General features: G+C 59.9%; 17 protein-coding genes and 1 pseudogene. 9 read left to right on the plus strand and 9 right to left on the minus strand.

From position 1 onward, the window contains the following. Positions 1–62 precede the first annotated feature (62 nt). From QYH43_RS15960 to QYH43_RS15970, 3 genes are read right to left on the minus strand one after another with little or no spacing between them, the layout of a single operon-like run. On the minus strand, positions 63–230 hold the full coding sequence (locus QYH43_RS15960) for a DUF2474 domain-containing protein (protein WP_095057199.1): 168 nt from the start codon (positions 228–230) through the stop codon (positions 63–65). A gap of 14 nt (positions 231–244) precedes the next feature. Further along, positions 245–1252, minus strand: coding sequence for a cytochrome d ubiquinol oxidase subunit II (cydB, locus tag QYH43_RS15965; protein ID WP_095057200.1), 1008 nt, complete (start codon positions 1250–1252; stop codon positions 245–247). Positions 1253–1255: 3 nt separating this feature from the next. Then, entirely contained in the window at positions 1256–2692 is a 1437-nt protein-coding gene (locus tag QYH43_RS15970; protein ID WP_301157384.1) for a cytochrome ubiquinol oxidase subunit I, read from the minus strand. A gap of 421 nt (positions 2693–3113) precedes the next feature. Here QYH43_RS15970 and QYH43_RS15975 point away from each other — a divergent pair, with 421 nt between their 5' ends. Continuing rightward, positions 3114–4352 (plus strand): MFS transporter, encoded by a 1239-nt coding sequence (locus tag QYH43_RS15975; protein WP_301157386.1) that lies wholly within the window; start codon positions 3114–3116, stop codon positions 4350–4352. Positions 4353–4355: 3 nt separating this feature from the next. On the opposite strand, the gene QYH43_RS15980 is transcribed toward QYH43_RS15975, so the two are convergent. Both QYH43_RS15980 and QYH43_RS15985 read right to left on the minus strand, forming a co-directional pair. Then, the gene (locus QYH43_RS15980) at positions 4356–4910 is read right to left on the minus strand and encodes a DJ-1 family glyoxalase III (RefSeq protein ID WP_301157387.1); all 555 of its coding nucleotides are present in this window, start codon (positions 4908–4910) and stop codon (positions 4356–4358) included. A gap of 67 nt (positions 4911–4977) precedes the next feature. Beyond that, positions 4978–5424, minus strand: coding sequence for a DUF4879 domain-containing protein (locus QYH43_RS15985; RefSeq protein WP_301157389.1), 447 nt, complete (start codon positions 5422–5424; stop codon positions 4978–4980). Between the two features lie 222 nt (positions 5425–5646). Between QYH43_RS15985 and QYH43_RS15990 the strand changes: the two genes are divergently transcribed. The 5 genes and pseudogenes from QYH43_RS15990 to QYH43_RS16010 all read left to right on the plus strand — a co-directional run bounded on the left by QYH43_RS15990 (position 5647) and on the right by QYH43_RS16010 (position 9632). Beyond that, complete coding sequence (locus tag QYH43_RS15990) at positions 5647–6942, plus strand: NCS2 family permease (protein ID WP_095057205.1); 1296 nt, start codon at positions 5647–5649, stop codon at positions 6940–6942. Next, a complete protein-coding gene (trmA, locus tag QYH43_RS15995; protein ID WP_095057206.1) occupies positions 6939–8018 on the plus strand; it encodes a tRNA (uridine(54)-C5)-methyltransferase TrmA in 1080 nt (359 codons plus the stop codon). Before QYH43_RS15990 ends, trmA begins: the two co-directional genes overlap by 4 nt. A gap of 53 nt (positions 8019–8071) precedes the next feature. Continuing rightward, a pseudogene (locus tag QYH43_RS16000) lies at positions 8072–8191 on the plus strand (LysR family transcriptional regulator); the annotation flags it as partial. 140 nt (positions 8192–8331) lie between these two features. Further along, complete coding sequence (aroQ, locus tag QYH43_RS16005) at positions 8332–8772, plus strand: type II 3-dehydroquinate dehydratase (RefSeq protein WP_301157390.1); 441 nt, start codon at positions 8332–8334, stop codon at positions 8770–8772. 5 nt (positions 8773–8777) lie between these two features. After that, the gene (locus QYH43_RS16010; protein ID WP_095057326.1) at positions 8778–9632 is read left to right on the plus strand and encodes a shikimate dehydrogenase; all 855 of its coding nucleotides are present in this window, start codon (positions 8778–8780) and stop codon (positions 9630–9632) included. A 138-nt stretch (positions 9633–9770) separates the two neighbouring features. Here the strand turns inward: QYH43_RS16010 and QYH43_RS16015 are convergent, their stop codons facing one another. Together QYH43_RS16015 and quiC are read right to left on the minus strand one after the other, a co-directional pair. After that, on the minus strand, positions 9771–10448 hold the full coding sequence (locus tag QYH43_RS16015) for a TetR/AcrR family transcriptional regulator (protein WP_095057208.1): 678 nt from the start codon (positions 10446–10448) through the stop codon (positions 9771–9773). A gap of 103 nt (positions 10449–10551) precedes the next feature. After that, positions 10552–12453 carry a 3-dehydroshikimate dehydratase QuiC gene (quiC, locus tag QYH43_RS16020; RefSeq protein WP_301157391.1) on the minus strand — a complete coding sequence of 634 codons (1902 nt, stop codon included), beginning with the start codon at positions 12451–12453 and terminating at the stop codon, positions 10552–10554. Positions 12454–12768: 315 nt separating this feature from the next. Between quiC and QYH43_RS16025 the strand changes: the two genes are divergently transcribed. Further along, positions 12769–14082: an MFS transporter gene (locus QYH43_RS16025; RefSeq protein WP_301157504.1), complete on the plus strand. Its 1314-nt coding sequence runs from the start codon at positions 12769–12771 to the stop codon at positions 14080–14082. Positions 14083–14220: 138 nt separating this feature from the next. Here QYH43_RS16025 and QYH43_RS16030 read toward each other — a convergent pair whose 3' ends face one another. Together QYH43_RS16030 and QYH43_RS16035 are read right to left on the minus strand one after the other, a co-directional pair. Further along, positions 14221–15105, minus strand: a complete 885-nt coding sequence (locus QYH43_RS16030) for a DMT family transporter (RefSeq protein WP_095057211.1) — start codon at positions 15103–15105, stop codon at positions 14221–14223. Positions 15106–15231: 126 nt separating this feature from the next. Further along, positions 15232–16008 carry an IclR family transcriptional regulator gene (locus tag QYH43_RS16035; protein WP_301157392.1) on the minus strand — a complete coding sequence of 259 codons (777 nt, stop codon included), beginning with the start codon at positions 16006–16008 and terminating at the stop codon, positions 15232–15234. A 155-nt stretch (positions 16009–16163) separates the two neighbouring features. On the opposite strand from QYH43_RS16035, the gene QYH43_RS16040 reads away from it, so the two are divergent. Together QYH43_RS16040 and QYH43_RS16045 are read left to right on the plus strand one after the other, a co-directional pair. Next, the gene (locus QYH43_RS16040; protein ID WP_095057213.1) at positions 16164–17057 is read left to right on the plus strand and encodes a neutral zinc metallopeptidase; all 894 of its coding nucleotides are present in this window, start codon (positions 16164–16166) and stop codon (positions 17055–17057) included. Then, positions 17058–18014 carry an alpha/beta hydrolase gene (locus tag QYH43_RS16045; protein WP_301157393.1) on the plus strand — a complete coding sequence of 319 codons (957 nt, stop codon included), beginning with the start codon at positions 17058–17060 and terminating at the stop codon, positions 18012–18014. Positions 18015–18042: the final 28 nt, after the last annotated feature.

Consider the following 18042-nt stretch of genomic DNA (forward strand, 5'->3'; position numbering starts at 1 on the left):
ACCCTCCAGCCGGAGGGTTGTAAATCCGCGCCTGATGGCGACGGGATGGGATGTCTGGTGGTTCAGTGGGTGGTCAGGCCAGCGGCGTTCATGAACATGCGCATCAGGCTGGCGACGATGAACAATGCACCGACGCTGCCCGCCCAGATCATGGCCAACCAGCCAAGCCGCTGCCACAGCGGCTTTTTTTCGGCTTCTTCAATGTCGTGCAAGGTGTGTTTGCCGCTCATTGTTTAGACCTCCTTTAGTGGTAACCATCCTCGTGGGTCACCTTGCCGCGGAACACGTAGTAGCTCCAGAAGGTGTAACCCAGGATGAACGGGATGATGAACAGCGTGCCTACCAGCATGAAGCCTTGGCTCTGCGGCGGCGCGGCGGCGTCCCAGATCGAGATCGACGGCGGCACGATATTCGGCCAGAGGCTGATACCCAGCCCACTGTAGCCGAGGAAGATCAGCACCAGCGTCAGCAGGAACGGCGTGTAATGCGCGTTGCGTGCGACGGCGCGGATCAGGCCGTACATCGTGACCAACACCAGAATCGGTACCGGCAGGAACCAGAACAGGTTTGGCAAGGTGAACCAACGCGCCGCAATCTCGGCGTGGGCCAGCGGGGTCCAGATGCTGACGATGCCGATCACCGCCAACAACACGAACGCCAAGGGTCGCGCCAGGTCGTGCATCTGTTCCTGCAACTTGCCTTCGGTCTTCATGATCAGCCATGTACAACCGAGCAGCGCATAAGCAACCACCAGCGCCGCACCGCAGAACATCGTGAACGGGGTCAGCCAGTCCAGTGAGCCGCCGGCAAACTGCCGATTGACCACTGGCAGCCCATCGATGAAAGCCCCGAGCGCAACGCCCTGGAAGAATGTTGCAGTGACCGAGCCACCGATGAACGCCTTGTCCCACAGGTGGCGCTTGTCGTCCCTGGCCTTGAAGCGGAACTCGAAGGCCACACCACGGAAAATCAGCCCGATCAGCATGAAAATCAGCGGCAGATACAACGCCGAAAGCACCACCGAATAAGCCAGCGGGAAGGCGCCGAACAGCGCTGCACCACCCAGTACCAGCCAGGTTTCGTTGCCGTCCCACACAGGGGCGACGGTGTTCATCATCACGTCACGGTCGGTTTTGCCCGGAATGAACGGGAAGAGAATCCCGATGCCCAGATCGAAACCGTCCATGACCACGTACATCATGATGCCGAAGATGATGATCACGGCCCAGATCAGCGGAAGATCAATACCCATGATTCAAATCTCCTTGGTCACGGTGTGGCCGGCATCAGCGTGATCGTCGTCGGCGGCGGACAGCGGACGGGCGGGCGTGCGTTTCTGGCCGGGGCCACCGTCGTTGGTTTCCTTGCCTTCGTCGATCTTCGGCCCTTTGCGCACCAGGCGCATCATGTAGCCAAGACCGGCGCCGAACAGCGCGAAATACACCACGACGAACAGGATCAGGGTGATGCTCATCTGCATGAAGCTATGGTTGGAGGACGCGTCCGCCGTGCGCATCAAGCCATACACCACCCATGGCTGACGGCCGATTTCCGTGGTGAACCAGCCAGCGAGAATCGCGATCAGGCCGGACGGTCCCATCCATAACGCCAGGTACAGGAACGGTCGCGAGGTGTAGAGCTTGTCGCGCTTGCGCAGCCACAAGCTCCACAACCCGGTGAAGATCATCAGGAAACCCAGGCCGACCATGATCCGGAACGACCAGAACACGATGGTCGAATTCGGCCGGTCTTCAGGCGGGAACTCCTTGAGCGCCGGCACCTGTTTGTCCAGCGAGTGCGTGAGGATCAGGCTGCCGAGGTACGGAATTTCGACGGCGAATTTGGTTCGCTCTTCTTTCATGTCCGGCCAGCCGAACAGGATCAACGGCGTCGCCTCGTCACCTTTGTTTTCCCAGTGTCCCTCGATCGCGGCGATTTTCGCTGGCTGATGCTTGAGCGTGTTAAGGCCGTGGAAGTCACCGATGACGGCCTGGATCGGCGCGACAATCAGGGCCATCCACATCGCCATCGAGAGCATTTTACGGATCGCCGGGTTGTCCTTGCCGCGCAGCAAATGCCAGGCCGCCGAGGAGCCGACGAAGAACGCTGTCGCAACGAACGCCGCCGTTGCCATGTGCATCAGGCGGTACGGGAACGACGGGTTGAAGATCACCGCCAGCCAGTCGGTCGGAATCACCTGGCCGTTGATAATTTCAAAACCTTGCGGGGTCTGCATCCAGCTATTGGACGCGAGAATCCAGAAGGTCGAGATGAGTGTGCCGATGGCCACCATGACCGTGGCAAAGAAGTGCAGGCCGCGTCCGACTTTGTTCCAGCCGAACAGCATGACCCCGAGGAACCCGGCCTCGAGGAAAAATGCGGTCAACACTTCATAGGTCAATAGCGGACCGGTCACGGACCCGGCGAAGTCCGAGAAGCGGCTCCAGTTGGTGCCGAACTGATAGGCCATGACCAGGCCCGAGACCACCCCCATGCCGAAGTTGACGGCAAAGATCTTCGACCAGAAGTGGTAGAGGTCACGGTAGATGTCGTTATGGGTTTTCAGCCACAGGCCTTCGAGTACCGCCAGGTAACTCGCCAGACCGATGGTGATGGCCGGAAACAGGATATGGAACGAGATGGTGAACGCGAACTGAATTCGGGCGAGATCAAGTGCCTCTAAACCGAACATAAGTCTTCCTCTGTCAGGTAGTACGGCTGCGGGCTGAAAGCCTGCACCCACGGCCCCCACGGGTATGGACTGTGGCGAATCTCTGTTTGTTCTTTTTTTATACGCATCACAACGCAGGGTCTGGCCAACCGGCCACCGGATCAATTCCGTTTGAGGGTTTTGATCTGGATCAATCAACGTTGAAAGAGTAGTCCCAATTCCGGGGATGACTCGCGTGGTCTTTTGCCGCGTGACAAGTTGCCTCAGGGTTGGCGAAATGGCCTGAAACATTCTTGGTGTGGCGAGGGAGCCTGCTCCCTCGCCACATGATTTTCCATTGAGTGGACAATCGATGTCTGGCTAACTAAATTTTCCGTCACTGCAACTTCCTGTTACAGGTTGATGATAACCTCGCCATTCCCCTCCCCCAGATTTGCCGCAGATGCCCAGCCAAGAGCCCTTGCTGTTACGTCACCATCGTCCGTTCCTAGCGTTCTGGCTGGCCCGGGTTTTCACCGCCAGCGGTTTTCAGATGCTCACGGTGGCCATCGGCTGGAACCTGTACCAACTGACGGGCAACGTACTCGACCTCGGGCTGGTCGGCCTGGTGGAGTTCGCCCCACGCGTGTTGTTCATGCTGCACACCGGGCACGTCGCGGATCGCTATGACCGGCGCAAGGTCGCGGCGATCTGCCAGTCGTTGCAAGCGCTGATCGCCCTGTCGCTGGCCATTGGCAGTGCGACCGATCATGTCACTCGGGAATTGATCTTCATCCTCGCCTTTCTGCTCGGTGCGGCCCGCTCCTTCGAAATGCCGACCACTCAGGCCCTGCTGCCGAGCATCGTGCCCAGCGCGTTGTTTCCCCGGGCTGTTGCTGCCGCGCAGTCAGCCCAGCAATCGGCAACCATCGTCGCGCCAGCCCTCGGCGGTTTGCTCTATGCCTTCGGCAGTGTCTGGGTGTATGGCCCCACCGTGCTCCTTTACGTGATCGCCTGTTCCTTGATGCTCAACCTGCCCGCACGGCAAACGCCGCTGAACAAAGGCAAGGCCACGCTGGATTCGCTGCTGGCAGGTATTCGCTTCATTCGCAGCCGACCGGACATTCTCGGGGCTATCTCGCTGGATTTGTTTGCCGTGCTGCTGGGGGGTGCAACGGCGCTGCTGCCGGTATTCGCCAAGGACATTTTGCTGACCGGACCGTGGGGGCTCGGCCTGTTGCGCTCGGCACCGGCAGTGGGTGCCTTGCTGATGTCACTGTTCCTGGCGCGATTTGCCGTGGAACGCAACGTCGGCCGCGTGATGTTTACGGCCGTGGGTGTGTTCGGCGTGGCGACCATCGCCTTCGGCCTGTCGACCTCGTTCTGGTTCTCGCTCGCCGTGCTGGTGGTGCTGGGCGCCGCCGACATGATCAGCATGGTGATCCGCGCGTCGTTCGTACAACTCGAAACCCCGGACGAAATGCGCGGCCGGGTCAGCGCCGTGAACGGCTTGTTCATCGGTGCTTCCAACCAGCTGGGCGAATTTGAATCGGGGTTGACCGCCCACTGGTTCGGCACCGTACCGGCCGTGGTCATGGGTGGCATCGGTACGCTGGTGGTGACCGGCACCTGGATCAAGCTGTTCCCGAGCCTGGCCAATCGCGACCGGATGCATGTGCCCAAGGAAGAAGTGAAGGCCTGACCCTCACTTGACCAACAACTCCCCCGCCACTGCCGAACGCGTGGCTTTGCCGCAGAGTTGCTCGACCAGGGCCAGGGCAAACACCAATGCCGCGCCCGAGCCTTGGGCGGTGATGCAATTGCCGTCGACCACCACCGGCTGATCGACGAAGTTGCAACCCGACAGCTGATGGCTGGCCGAAGGCAGGCAGGTCATGCGCCGTTGCCGCAATACACCGAAGGCTTGCAGCGCCACCGCAGGCGCTTCGGCGATACCGGCGAACAGGCGACCGGTTGCGGCCTGGTCCTTGATCAATTGTTGCAAGGGTTGATGGCCCGCCAAGTGCTGTACCCCGATCGCACCACCCGGCAAGGCGATCAGGTCGAAGGGTTGAGCGAGCAAATCCACCAACATCGCATCGCAGGTCAGGCGGGTACCGCGGGCGCAGGTCAACATCCGTCGGCCCTCGATGCTCGCCACCACGACTTCGACCTGAGCGCGGCGCAGCACATCGATCAGCATAACTGTTTGCAAATCATCGGTGCCCTCGGCGAGGGCAATCAAGGCACGAAAGGTCATGGGCTACGATCCAAAGAATGATTCTTAAAGCGTAGTCAGCTTTCCCGCCCCTGTTCGGGACTGGTCGTTACTTGATGTGAAGCTGCGTCGACAGCGTATTGCCCGGCGCGTTGAGCGAGGTGTTGCTGAAGCTGAAAGTGCCTTCCTGTTTGCCCGCGAGATCGAAGGCATATAAATAGCCGACGGTTTTTTCCCCGGGGGTGCAGGTGGTCAGGTTGCCATTCCTGAAAGCACAGACCGGCGTGCGGGTGCCATTCACTTCGAAGCCGTCCAGCGCGACACGGGGCTCACGGCCGTAACCGACTTCCAGCACGTAAACAAGAATGTTCGAGCCGCTGTGGTCACAACGCGTCTGTTTTTGGCCCTCGTCGATGCTTTCGACCCCGCAGGAAGGCGAAGCGACCTTGAGCACCTTCACTTCACTCAAGGGCGGGGCCGATGCGGCCTCGGTCGCTTGGGTCCCGAAAAACAACGCCATCAATACGCCAAATACGCCAGCCAGACGCTTTTTCATGCAGGACCTGTCCACCTCAAAAAACAGCGCGCAGTATGGCGCACTTGGCTTTCTCGCAAAACATCGACGACGATCACAGCCATAAGCAGCCATAACCCCACGCTGCTGGTATGATGCGCGGCTTTTTCCGGTCCACAGTATTTTTCAGGCGCGTTCTGCGGTCTGTGCTTTGCTGTTGAGGTCGATACATTCACGGCGCCGGGCGCGCCACGGGGAGCAGACATGCTGGAAAGGCTGTTTCAACTCAAGGCACACAACACCAACGTGCGGACCGAGATTCTGGCGGGCGTCACGACCTTCTTGGCCATGGCCTACATTCTGTTCGTCAACCCGAGCATCCTCGGTGAGACCGGCATGGACAAGGGCGCGGTGTTCGTCGCCACCTGTCTGGCAGCTGCCATCGGCTCCGCAGTCATGGGCCTGATCGCCAACTACCCGATCGCGCTCGCACCGGGCATGGGCCTCAACGCCTTCTTCACTTATACCGTGGTCCTGCACATGGGCCATACCTGGCAAGTGGCGCTGGGTGCGGTGTTCATCTCGGCGGTGTGCTTCTTCCTGCTGTCGATCTTCCGCATCCGCGAATGGATCATCAACAGCATCCCGCTGCCGCTGCGCTCGGCGATTGCCGCCGGTATCGGCCTGTTCCTGGCGCTGATCGCCCTGCACAACGCCGGCATCGTGGTCAGCAACCCGGCGACCATGGTTGGCCTCGGTGACCTGAAACAACCGGCACCGATCCTCGCCACCCTCGGTTTCGCCCTGATCGTCGCCCTTGAAGCCCTCGCCGTGCGCGGTGCGGTGCTGATCGGCATTCTGGTGGTGACCATTATTGCCATCGTCATGGGCTTCACCCCGTTCGGCGGCGTGATGTCGATGCCGCCATCGCTGGCGCCGACGTTCCTGCAACTGGATATCAAAGGCGCACTGGACATCGGTCTGGTCAGCGTGATTTTCGCCTTCCTGTTCGTCGACCTGTTCGACAACTCCGGCACCCTGATCGGCGTCGCCAAGCGCGCCGGCTTGATGGGCAAGGACGGCCATATGCCGAAAATGGGCCGTGCGCTGATCGCTGACAGTACAGCCGCGATGGCCGGTTCCCTGCTGGGCACCTCGACCACCACCAGTTACATCGAATCTGCTGCGGGCGTGAGTGCCGGGGGCCGCACCGGCCTGACCGCCATCGTCGTGGCGATCCTGTTCCTGCTGGCGTTGTTCTTCTCGCCACTGGCCGCCAGCGTTCCCGCCTTCGCCACTGCGCCAGCGCTGCTGTTCGTCGCCGTGCTGATGACTTCCGGCCTGGCCGAAATAGACTGGGACGACATCACCGTCGCCGCGCCGGTGGTCATCACCGCGCTGGCCATGCCGTTCACTTATTCCATCGCCAACGGCATCGCCTTTGGCTTCATTGCCTGGACCGCCATCAAGTTGATGTCCGGTCGCGGCCGTGAGCTGAACCCGGCGCTGGTGATCCTGTCGATTCTGTTCGTGATCAAGCTCGGTTGGTTCAACGCATGACTTTTGATTCCCAGGCCTACGCCGCACAGCTCGAAGACAAGGTCACGCGCTTGCGTGACCTGCTGGCCCCGTTCGATGCGCCCGAGCCGACCGTGTTCGACTCACCGCTGCAGAACTTCCGCCTGCGCGCCGAATTTCGCCTGTGGCGTGAAGCCGGCGATCGTCATTACGCGATGTTTTCCCAGGAAGACAAACGCACGCCGATCCTGATCGAAGCGTTCCCGATTGCCAGCCTGCGCATCAATGAACTGATGCCCAAGCTCAAGGCCGCGTGGCAAGCCAGTGCGCCCCTGAGCAACAAGCTGTTCCAGGTGGAGTTCCTGACCACCCTGGCCGGCGATGCGATGATCACTTTGTGCTATCACCGTCCGCTGGACGAGCACTGGCACGCGGCGGCCACAAAACTGGCAGCCGACCTGAACGTCAGCATCATCGGCCGTTCCAAGGGCAAGCGCGAAGTCATCGGTCTCGATTACGTCGTCGAGAAGCTGGAAGTCGGCGGCCGCACCTTCAGCTACCGCCAGCCAGAAGGCGCGTTCACCCAGCCCAACGGCACGGTGAACCAGAAAATGCTCAACTGGGCATACGATGCGCTTGGCGATCGCTCCGATGATTTGCTAGAGCTGTATTGCGGCAACGGCAACTTCACCCTGCCCCTCGCCACCCGCGTGCGCAAAGTGCTGGCCACTGAAATCAGCAAGACCTCGGTCAACGCAGCCTTGAGCAACCTCAGCGAAAACGCTGTGGATAACGTCACTCTGGTGCGTTTATCCGCCGAAGAGCTGACCGAAGCCCTGAACGAAGTGCGCCCGTTCCGTCGCCTGCACGGCATCGACCTCAAGAGCTACGAGTTCGGCAGCGTCTTCGTCGACCCGCCGCGCGCCGGCATGGACCCGGACACGTGCGAGCTGACCCGACGCTTCGACAACATCCTGTACATCTCCTGCAACCCGGAGACCCTGGCAGCCAACATCGCCCAACTGCACGACACGCATCGCATCACCCAATGCGCGATGTTCGACCAGTTCCCGTGGACTCACCACATGGAATCCGGAGTGTTGTTGACCCGGCGTTGATTGCATCTGCAACCTACAAAAAAACCGTCCTCGTGACGGTTTTTTTGTATTAAGTGCTCAAGCCTTATGGCGGGCGCTCGCGGCCGTTTACTCTGCTGTACCCGCAAAGTCGCCATGTGCCGCTGCGCTTGAGGGCGTTCATCGATTTCCTCGTCGAGCGTTTGCCGCGTTAAACGCTGAAAGTGTCCGATCACCGCCCAGAAACAGCCCGCGAGCATTCACGTCAATTGACCGAATTAACCAGTTAGTACAATTTATCTCCACAGGCTGAAATCTTCGGCCGATTCCAAAAATAATAAGTGGAGAGATTGCGATGTCCCCTATCGTTCTGGTGCTCAACGGCCCGAACCTGAACCTGCTCGGCACCCGCGAACCGGCAACCTACGGCCATGAAACCCTGGCCGATATTTCGGCCCTGTGCGGACGCGCGGGCGAGGAGTTCGGCCTGACGGTGGAGTTTCGCCAGACCAATCATGAAGGCGAATTGCTCGACTGGATTCACGCCGCCCGTGGTCGCTGCGCCGGGATCGTGATCAACCCGGCGGCGTGGACGCACACTTCCGTCGCCATCCGCGACGCGTTGGTTGCCAGCGAACTGCCGGTGATCGAAGTCCACTTGTCCAACGTCCACGCCCGTGAACCCTTCCGCCACCACTCGTTTGTATCCGCCATCGCGACGGCCGTGATGGCCGGTTTCGGCAGCCATGGCTATCGCCTGGCGCTGGAGTATTTCAGTCAGCGTTTGAAGGGGTGACCACCGTGACTCAGAACTCCGTGATCCTGGCCGGGCTGATCGGCGCCGGCATTCAGGCCTCCCGCACGCCTGCGCTGCATGAGCATGAAGGCGATGCCCAAGGTCTGCGTTATCTCTATCGCTTGATTGACCTTGATCAGTTGAAGCTCGACAGCAATGCCCTGCCCGACCTGTTGATGGCGGCCGAGCGCATGAACTACACCGGGCTGAACATTACCTTTCCGTGCAAGCAGGCGATCATCCCGCTCCTCGACGAACTGTCGCCGGAGGCGCGCGGCATCGGTGCGGTCAACACGGTGGTGCTCAAGGACGGCAAACGCATCGGCCACAACACCGATTGTCTTGGATTTGCCGAGGGATTTCGCCGGGGCCTGAAAGGCGTTGCCGTTGAGCGTGTCGTCCAGATGGGCGCCGGCGGAGCAGGTGCGGCGGTGGCCCACGCATTGTTGAGCGAAGGCGTACAACAGCTGAGTATTTTCGACGTGGATATCAGCCGCGCCCAAAGCCTCGCCGACAATCTGAACCAGCATTTCGGCAATGGTCGTGCGGTGGCCGGGCATGATTTGGCGCTGACGCTGGCCCAGGCTGATGGTCTGGTGAACACCACGCCGATGGGCATGAAAAAACTGCCGGGCATGCCGGTGCCGGTGGAGCTGCTGCGCGCCGAACTGTGGGTCGCGGAGATCGTCTACTTCCCGCTGGAAACCGAACTGCTGCGCAACGCCCGCGCCCTCGGTTGCCGGACGCTGGATGGCGGCAACATGGCGGTGTTTCAGGCGGTGAAGGCGTTCGAGTTGTTCAGCGGCGTGGTGCCGGATGCCCAGCGCATGCTTGAGCATTTCCAGAGCATGAATGACTGAAGCGCCAACCCTGGATGTTTCGTAGGAGCCGGCTTGCTGGCGAAGCAGGCGATGCGGTGAATCAGGTCAGCCGCCTTCGCTGGCAAGCCAGCTCCTACAGGGTGTTGCGTGAATGCGATTGGTTGAGAACCAAGACAATCAAGCCTGCAAGTAACGCAACACCGACTCACAAATCATCTCGCGATGACGTTGTTTGACCGCCTCGGCCGGCAGGTCGATCTGAAAAATCTCACCCACGGTATGGCGGTTCGAAACCCGATAGAAGCAGAACGAGCTGATCAGCAGATGCACATCCAGCGGCACCAGGCCTGCGCGGAAAACACCTTCCTCGACACCCCGACGCAGAATCACTCCGAGGGAATCAAGCACGGTGTTGTTCATCGCCCTGATCGCATCGGAACGCTTCACAAACTCGGCGTTGTGAATGTTTTCGATGCTGACAATCCGCACGAAATCAACGTTACGGTCGTGGTGATCAAAGGTGAATTCAACCAGACGTCGAATCGCTTCTACCGGCGCCAACTCTGTCAGGTGCAAGCGGCTTTCGGTGTTGCGAATATCGCCGTAGAGCTTCTCCAGCACCTCGACGTAGAGCTGTTCCTTACTGCCGAAGTAGTAATAGATCATGCGCTTTGAGGTGTGGATGCGCTCGGCGATTGCGTCGACGCGGGCACCGGACAGCCCCTGCTGGACGAACTCGACGATCGCCTCCTGCAGGATGTTTTCGCGGGTCTTTTCCGGGTTGTTCTTACGACTCTTGCGCGGCTCGGCAACGGTCTGGTCGGGCACTGGGGAGGGTTCTGAAATAGTTGTCATCGCGGGCTCACGGCCATCACTGCACAGGCTGGCGATTATGGGCCGCGCGGCACAGTGAAGGAAGCCGCGCGGTAGCGCTTTTGTCGCCGTGATTACGATTTCCCTACAACTTTGTCTGACGTACGGCGCCGCTTCTGGATTTTGCCATCGCCGCCAACCGCACCGCTACGTTAGCCGCACCGTAACCGGCGTAACCGTTCTTGCGCTGGATGATCTCGAAGAAAAACCGCCCTTCGAACGGCTCGGTGTACACATGAAACAGCTCGCCGCCGTGGGCATCGCGGTCGTACAGCACGTTGTAATACGCCAGTTCGCTGAGGAACTCATCGTCGAAATCGAAGCGTGCCGCCAGGTCATCGTAGTAATTGAGCGGGATGTCCAGCAGCGGCACGCCCGCCTCTTTCGCTCGGCTGACCTGGGCGAAGATATCGTCGCAATCAAACGCGATGTGATGCACCCCGGAGCCGCGATAACTCGACAGCGCGTGTGAGATCGCGGTGTTGCGGTTCTCGGAAATGTTCAGCGGCAGACGGATCGAACTGTCCCGACTGCGCAGGGCCCGGCTCTTCACCAGACCATACGGGTCGGGCAACACCACTTCATCGTCCGCTTCGAAATCCAGCAAGCTTTTGTAGAACAATACCCAGCTGTCGAGGCTGTCGGCCGGCAATGCCATGGCCATGTGATCGATGCGCTTGAGTCCGCCACCAGCCACTGCATCCGCCAACAGATTGAAGTCGGTGCCGTACACATCGGCGTGCTGGTCCACCAGGTAGATCAGGCTGCCATCCGGTGCGCGCACAGCGGCGAGCTCCAGCTCATTGGGGCCGACCAGTCCGCGATACGGCTGACCTTTGTAAGCCACGGCGCGGGCCAGCGCACTGCTGCTGTCCTTGACCCGTACGGCGGTGGCACACAATGAAGGACCGTGGGCCTCGAAAAAACTGTGCGCAAACGAGTACGGCTCGGAGTTGAGGATCAGGTTGATATCGCCCTGGCGAAACAGGCTGACGCTCTTGGAGCGATGTTGCCCGGCCTTGGTAAAACCCAACCGCTCTAACCAATGGGAGAGCTTGGCGCCGAGGCTTTCGTCCACGGCGAATTCGAGAAATTCGATGCCGTTGTATTCACTGGCCTTGGGCGTCTCGAACAGGATCTCGGTGTTGCTCGCTGGCTGGGTTTCCATGGCCAGACGCTCACGGGTTTTCTCTTCCAGATACAGCAGCGAACGCAGTCCATCGGCGGCATTGGCCCTCGGTGGTGCGGCGCGGAAGCCGTCGTTGAAGATTTCCAGCGACAACGGCCCGGTGTAGCCACTCTTGATGATCGGCGCGAGGAACCCCGGCAGATCGAATTCGCCCTGGCCGGGGAAGCAACGGAAATGCCGGCTCCACTCCAGCACGTCCATGGCCAGGATCGGCGCGTCAGCCATTTGCACGAAGAAGATCTTGTCGCCCGGAATCTCGGCGATGGCACTCGGATCGCCCTTGAGCGACAACGTGTGGAAGCTGTCGAGCAACACGCCGAGGCTCGGATGATCCGCCTGACGGACAATGTTCCAGACCTGTTGATACGTGTTCACGTGCCGGCCCCAGGCCAGCGCTTCGTAGCCGATGCGCAAACCACGCGCACCGGCGTGTTCCGCCAGCAGGCGCAAATCATCGACTAAAATTTGTTCATCACCAACGGAGTCGGCCGAGGCGTTGCTGCACACCAACACCAGGTCAGTGCCCAGTTCTTGCATCAGGTCGAACTTGCGCTCGGCCCGTTCCAGGTTGCGTGCCAAGCGATCGCGGCGGCAGCCCTCGAAATCGCGAAACGGTTGAAACAGGGTGATGGCGATCCCGAGATCGGCGCACATCTGTTTAATTTCCCGCGGGCTGCCGTCGTAGTAGAGAAGGTCGTTCTCGAAAATCTCGACGCCGTCGAAACCGGCGGCGGCAATGGCTTCGAGTTTTTCCGGCAGGGTACCGCTCAAGGACACGGTGGCAATGGAACGCTGCATGGTTCGGCTCCCGGTGGAGGCAATCTTGTTAAGGGCGTTGCACGCTTTGAGTAGAGGGTAGCGTTTGGCTTGCGAGAATTATTGAGCTGACAGGCTGACACAGCAATTCAAAGTGTACTATCCAGTTAGTTTTGTGTGCGATTATCGAACAAAATGGCCGTAGGCGAATTGACGGTTTTTCGTCCACTGCCCAACATCGACTCCACATTGAGGCCATACCGGTCGCGGTGAATAACAACGAGTTCGATGCTTCAGAACACCACATAACAAATTCAAAAACGGGTGGCACACATGATTCCTTCCCAAAGCTCACGCATGGCTCCGGCCATGAGCGTCACTGCCGGCGGTATCGGCGACAAAATCCGCGGCGCCATGGCGGTCGGCAAAACCCGTTGGGGCATGCTGGCGCTGGTGTTTTTCGCCACCACCCTGAACTACATAGACCGCGCCGCCCTGGGCGTGATGCAGCCGATCCTGGCCAAGGAAATGAGCTGGACGGCGATGGACTACGCCAACATCAACTTCTGGTTCCAGGTCGGTTATGCGATCGGTTTCGTGCTGCAAGGGCGCTTGATCGACCGGGTCGGCGTCAAGCGCGTGTTCTTCTGCGCCGTGCTGCTCTGGAGCCTGGCGACCGGCGCACACGGCCTCGCCACTTCGGCGGTCGGCTTCATGGTTTGCCGTTTTATCCTCGGCCTGACGGAAGCGGCGAACTACCCGGCCTGCGTGAAGACCACGCGCCTGTGGTTCCCGGCCGGCGAGCGCGCCGTAGCGACCGGTATCTTCAACGCCGGCACCAACGTCGGGGCAATGTTCACCCCCATGCTGTTGCCGCTGATCCTGCATGTGTGGGGCTGGCAAGCCGCGTTCATGTGCATGTCGGCACTGGGCGGGATCTGGTTGCTGTTCTGGGGCCTGAAATACTTCAACCCGGAAGATCATCCGAGCGTGAAACAATCTGAGCTCGACTACATCCAGAACGAAGTCGAACCGGAACAAACCCGCGTACCGTTCTCGAAAATCCTGCGCATGCGCGGCACCTGGGCCTTCGCCCTCGCCTACTCGATGACCGCGCCGGTTTTCTGGTTCTACCTGTACTGGCTGCCACCGTTCCTCAATCAGCAATACAACCTGGGCATCAACGTGACCCAGATGGGTATCCCGCTGATCATCATTTACCTCACTGCCGACTTCGGCAGTGTCGGCGGCGGCATCCTTTCCTCGTTCCTGATCGGGCGCGGAGTCAACCCGATCAAGGCGCGGCTGATGTCGATGTTCCTGTTCGCCTGCTGCATCATCGGCGTGATCATGGCGGCCGGTTCCAGCAACCTGTGGGTCGCGGTAGCCGCCATCTCCCTGGCCATCGGTGCGCATCAAGCCTGGACCGCGAACATCTGGAGCCTGGTCATGGATTACACGCCCAAGCACATGATGAGTACGGTGTTCGGTTTCGGCGGGATGTGTGCGGCGATTGGCGGGATGTTCATGACTCAGTTGGTCGGCCATATCCTGACCGTCACCAATAATAACTACACCGTGCTGTTCACCATGATTCCGGCGATGTACTTCATTGCGCTGACCTGGATGTACTTCATGGCGCCGCGCAAGATTCCGACCATCACCGACTGACGTTCGGCGCATTACCCCCTGTAGGAGCGAGCATGCTCGCGAAAAACCGAGCGCGATGCGGGTATCCAGACAACCCGCGTCATCGTTAACGAACATCGCGAGCAGGCTCGCTCCTACAGGTCGTTTCTTTTTGGGCTTTTACCGGCGGCTTTGCTGCCACGCCGCCGCCAACCCACTACAGCAAATCACGGCGATACCGATCACGGTGGTCAATGTCGGCGTGTGGGAAAACAGCAGCCAGCCCAGCAGACCGGCAAAGATGATCTGGCAATAGCTGAACGGCGCCAGCAGCGCCGGTGCCGCAAGACGGAACGCCTGGGTCAAAAACAGATGGGCCGTCATCCCGCAGGCGCCCAGCGCCAGCATCATCGCGCCATGCTCCAGGTTCGGCGTCTGCCAGAAGAACGGCACCAGCGCACTCATCACCAGCGTGTTGCACAAGCCTGCAAAGAAGTTGCTGGTGGTCGGGCTGTCGATCTCGCTGAGCTTGCGCGTCAGCAGTTGATAGAAGCAGAAAAACAACGCCGAGCAGAATGGCAGCAACACAGCCGGGGTAAACAAATCCCCCCCCGGGTGCACAATGATCAGCACCCCGCCAAACCCGAAAATCACCGCCAGCCACTGCCCTCGCGTCACCCGTTCGCCCAGCAGCGGCACCGACAACGCGGTAACGAGCACCGGCGCAAGAAAGTTGACCGAGGTGGCTTCGGCCAGCGGTATGTACATCAACCCCGTGGTAAAAAACAGGCTGGTGCCCAACAGGCACAATGCGCGAATCAGCTGAAGCCACGGCCGTTTGGTGCGCAGCACCCGCAGCCCGGATTGCGGCAGGAAAATCCCGGCCATCAGCAATGTGTGCACCACGTAACGCGCCCACACCACCATGACGATTGGATAGAACCCAGAGAGGTATTTGGAAAAAGCGTCGTGAGTGGAAAACAGGAAGGTGGCGACAACGATCAACAGGATCCCTTTGAAGGGCTGATTGACGCCGGAAAGCGGGGTGCTGTTAAGCGACGTCAAGACGAAGTCCTTTTAAAGTTGATGCGCGATTCGAACAATCTAGAACCTGGTTCCACTTTTTCACACAGGGAAAGCGAAATAACGGGCGAACACCGCACGCTTCATAGTGAAGCAGATGACACGCGCTCAACTAAACAACTCAGACGCCTGGCTCGCCTCCGACAACTCCTCAGTGTATTTCAGCAACGTGGGTGCCAGTTCATGCAATAGCGCACCAGGCAATCGTGCACTCGGCCCCGCCACACTGAGCACGCCGATCACACGGTTATCCAGCGGGTGGCGTATCACCGCCGCAATCGCCGATGTGCCCACTGCCGAACTTTCTTCGACCCAGGCATAACCCTGCTCCCGAGCCAGACGCAAACGTTCCAGCAATTCAATGTTCGAGCGTGGCGCATTCGGCCCGATGTCGTAAGGCAATTCCTGTGCTTGCTGCTCCACCCGCGACAATGCCTCGGCATCACTCATGCTGGCCAGCCACGCGTGCCCGGAAGCGGTGTAGAACAACGGCGCGTCGCGTCCCATGTCCGGGTCGTAACGCAGGCCCGAGCGGGCGCCTTGGGATTTGGCGATCCAGACTTGTCGCTCGCCCTGGATGACGCCCAGTCGAACCAGTTCACCGGTTTCCCGGGCCAAACGATCGAGCACCGGCTGAACGATATCCGCGCCGCTGACCGACAAATAACGAAACCCCATGGCGACCAGTCTGGTCGACAGGTGATAGCGCAGGTTTTCCGGATTTTGCCGTACGTAGCCCAAACGGATCAGCTCGGCGAGCAGACGATGAGTCGCACTTTTGGGGATATCCAGTTGCTCGGCCAACGTCTGCATCGGCAGCCCCTGAGGCTCCCCCGTGAGACTTTCCAACACGCTGAAGACACGCTCGATCTGACTGCCAGCCATGGGACGTTCCAAAACGAAATTTTGCTGATTCTAGAAGATAAGACCAATGAAGCGAAATCTGGAACCAGAAGCACAACGAGCAGTCTGACGACCGGACTGGCGCCGGTCCTACTCAACAGCAACACTCATCGCACGGACAACCAGAGGATTTCTACATGCTATGGAAAAAAGGCCGACGCAGCGACAACGTGGTCGATGCCCGCGGTGATGATGTCGGCGGTGGCGGTGGCGGCATGCGTTTTGGTGGCGGCAAGGGTTTGAGCCTGACGGCGATCCTCCTGATCGTCGGCATCGGCTGGATCACCGGCCAGGACCCGCTGCAAATCCTCGGGCAGTTGACCGGGCAAATGGATCAGCAATCGGCACCGGCGACCAACCCGAGTCGTCAGGCACCACCGGCCAACGATCAAGGGGCTGAGTTCGTACGCTCGATCCTCGGCGATACCGAAGACACCTGGGGCCAGATCTTCCAGCAGGCCGGTCGTCAATATAAGGAGCCGACGCTGGTGCTGTTCAGCAACCGCGTCAATTCGGCCTGTGGCCTGGCCACCTCCGCAACCGGCCCGTTCTACTGCCCTGCGGACCAGAAGGTTTACCTGGACATGGCGTTCTTTGAGGAGATGTCCCGACGATTTTCTGCCGCTGGCGATTTCGCCCAGGCCTACGTGATCGCTCACGAAGTCGGACACCATGTGCAGACCTTGCTCGGCGTCTCCGCGAAAATTCAGGCAGCGCGTCAACAGGGTCGGCAGATGGAAGGTGACGGCGGCTTGCTGGTCCGCCAGGAGCTGCAAGCCGATTGCCTGGCCGGGGTCTGGGCCAACAACGCACAAAAACGCCTGAACTGGCTGGAACCGGGCGATATCGAAGAAGCACTGAATGCAGCGAACGCCATTGGTGACGATCGTTTGCAGCAACAAGGTCAGGGCCGTGTGGTGCCGGACTCGTTCACCCACGGTACGTCGGCGCAACGAATGCGCTGGTTCAAAACCGGTTTCGCCCAGGGCCAGGTGGGCCAGTGCGATACCTTTGCGGCGAAAAATCTGTAAATGAAGAAGTGGTTGTTGTTTTTGCTGTTCACTTGCACAACGTCCCAGGCCACCGAGCTGGGGGTCAAGGAAGTCAGTCCCGGTCGCCTGCTCTTGAGGTCCGGCGAAATAGCGGTGGGTATCAGCCCCGCACCGGAAAAAATCGAGCGGGTGCTGATCATCCTCCACGGTCGCTCGCGCAACGCGCAAACCTATCTGCAGACGGGTGAGCGCGCGGTCGAGCTGGCCGGGCAAAGCGCAACGACCCTGGTGATCGCCCCGCAGTTTCTCAACGAAACCGACGTCGCGCTGCAACCGGTGGCGGACACCGTTTTACGCTGGCAAGGCAACGAGTGGATGGCCGGCGGCGAATCCACGGCGCCGTTTCGCATGAGCGCCTACCAGGCGCTGGACGACATCATCGCCCGCCTGGGTGACCGCCAGCAGTTTGCCGATGTGAAGCAGATTGTGGTTGCCGGACATTCCGGCGGCGCGCAGGTGGTTCAGCGCTATGCACTGCTCGGCCACGCTCAGCCAGCCCTCGAAGCGGCGGGTGTGAAGGTGCGATATGTGATTGCCAACCCGTCGTCTTACGCCTATTTCGATGAGCGTCGGCCGGTTGCGTTCAGCCACGCCGGTTGCCCGCAGTTCAATCGCTGGAAATATGGATTGGCTGATTTACCCGCGTACGGCGAAGGACAATCGCCCGCGCAGTTGCAGGAAAAGTACCTCAAGCGTGACATCGTTTACCTGTTGGGCCAGCAGGACACCGACCCGAATCATCCGGCGCTGGATAAAAGCTGTGAAGCCAAGGCTCAAGGGCCGTATCGGTTGGCGCGGGGGCGGTTCTATTTTGATTATCTGAAGCGGTTGCAACCCAAAGGACTGCATCAGCAACTGATAGAAGTGCCCGGGGTCGGGCATGACGGCGACGGGATGTTTACATCGCCACAGGGGCAGAAGGCGTTGTTTGAGTAAAAAATCGCAGCCTTCAGTAGGCGCTGCC

It is taken from the genome of Pseudomonas sp. C32 (assembly GCF_030417915.1).
Lineage (GTDB): Bacteria > Pseudomonadota > Gammaproteobacteria > Pseudomonadales > Pseudomonadaceae > Aquipseudomonas.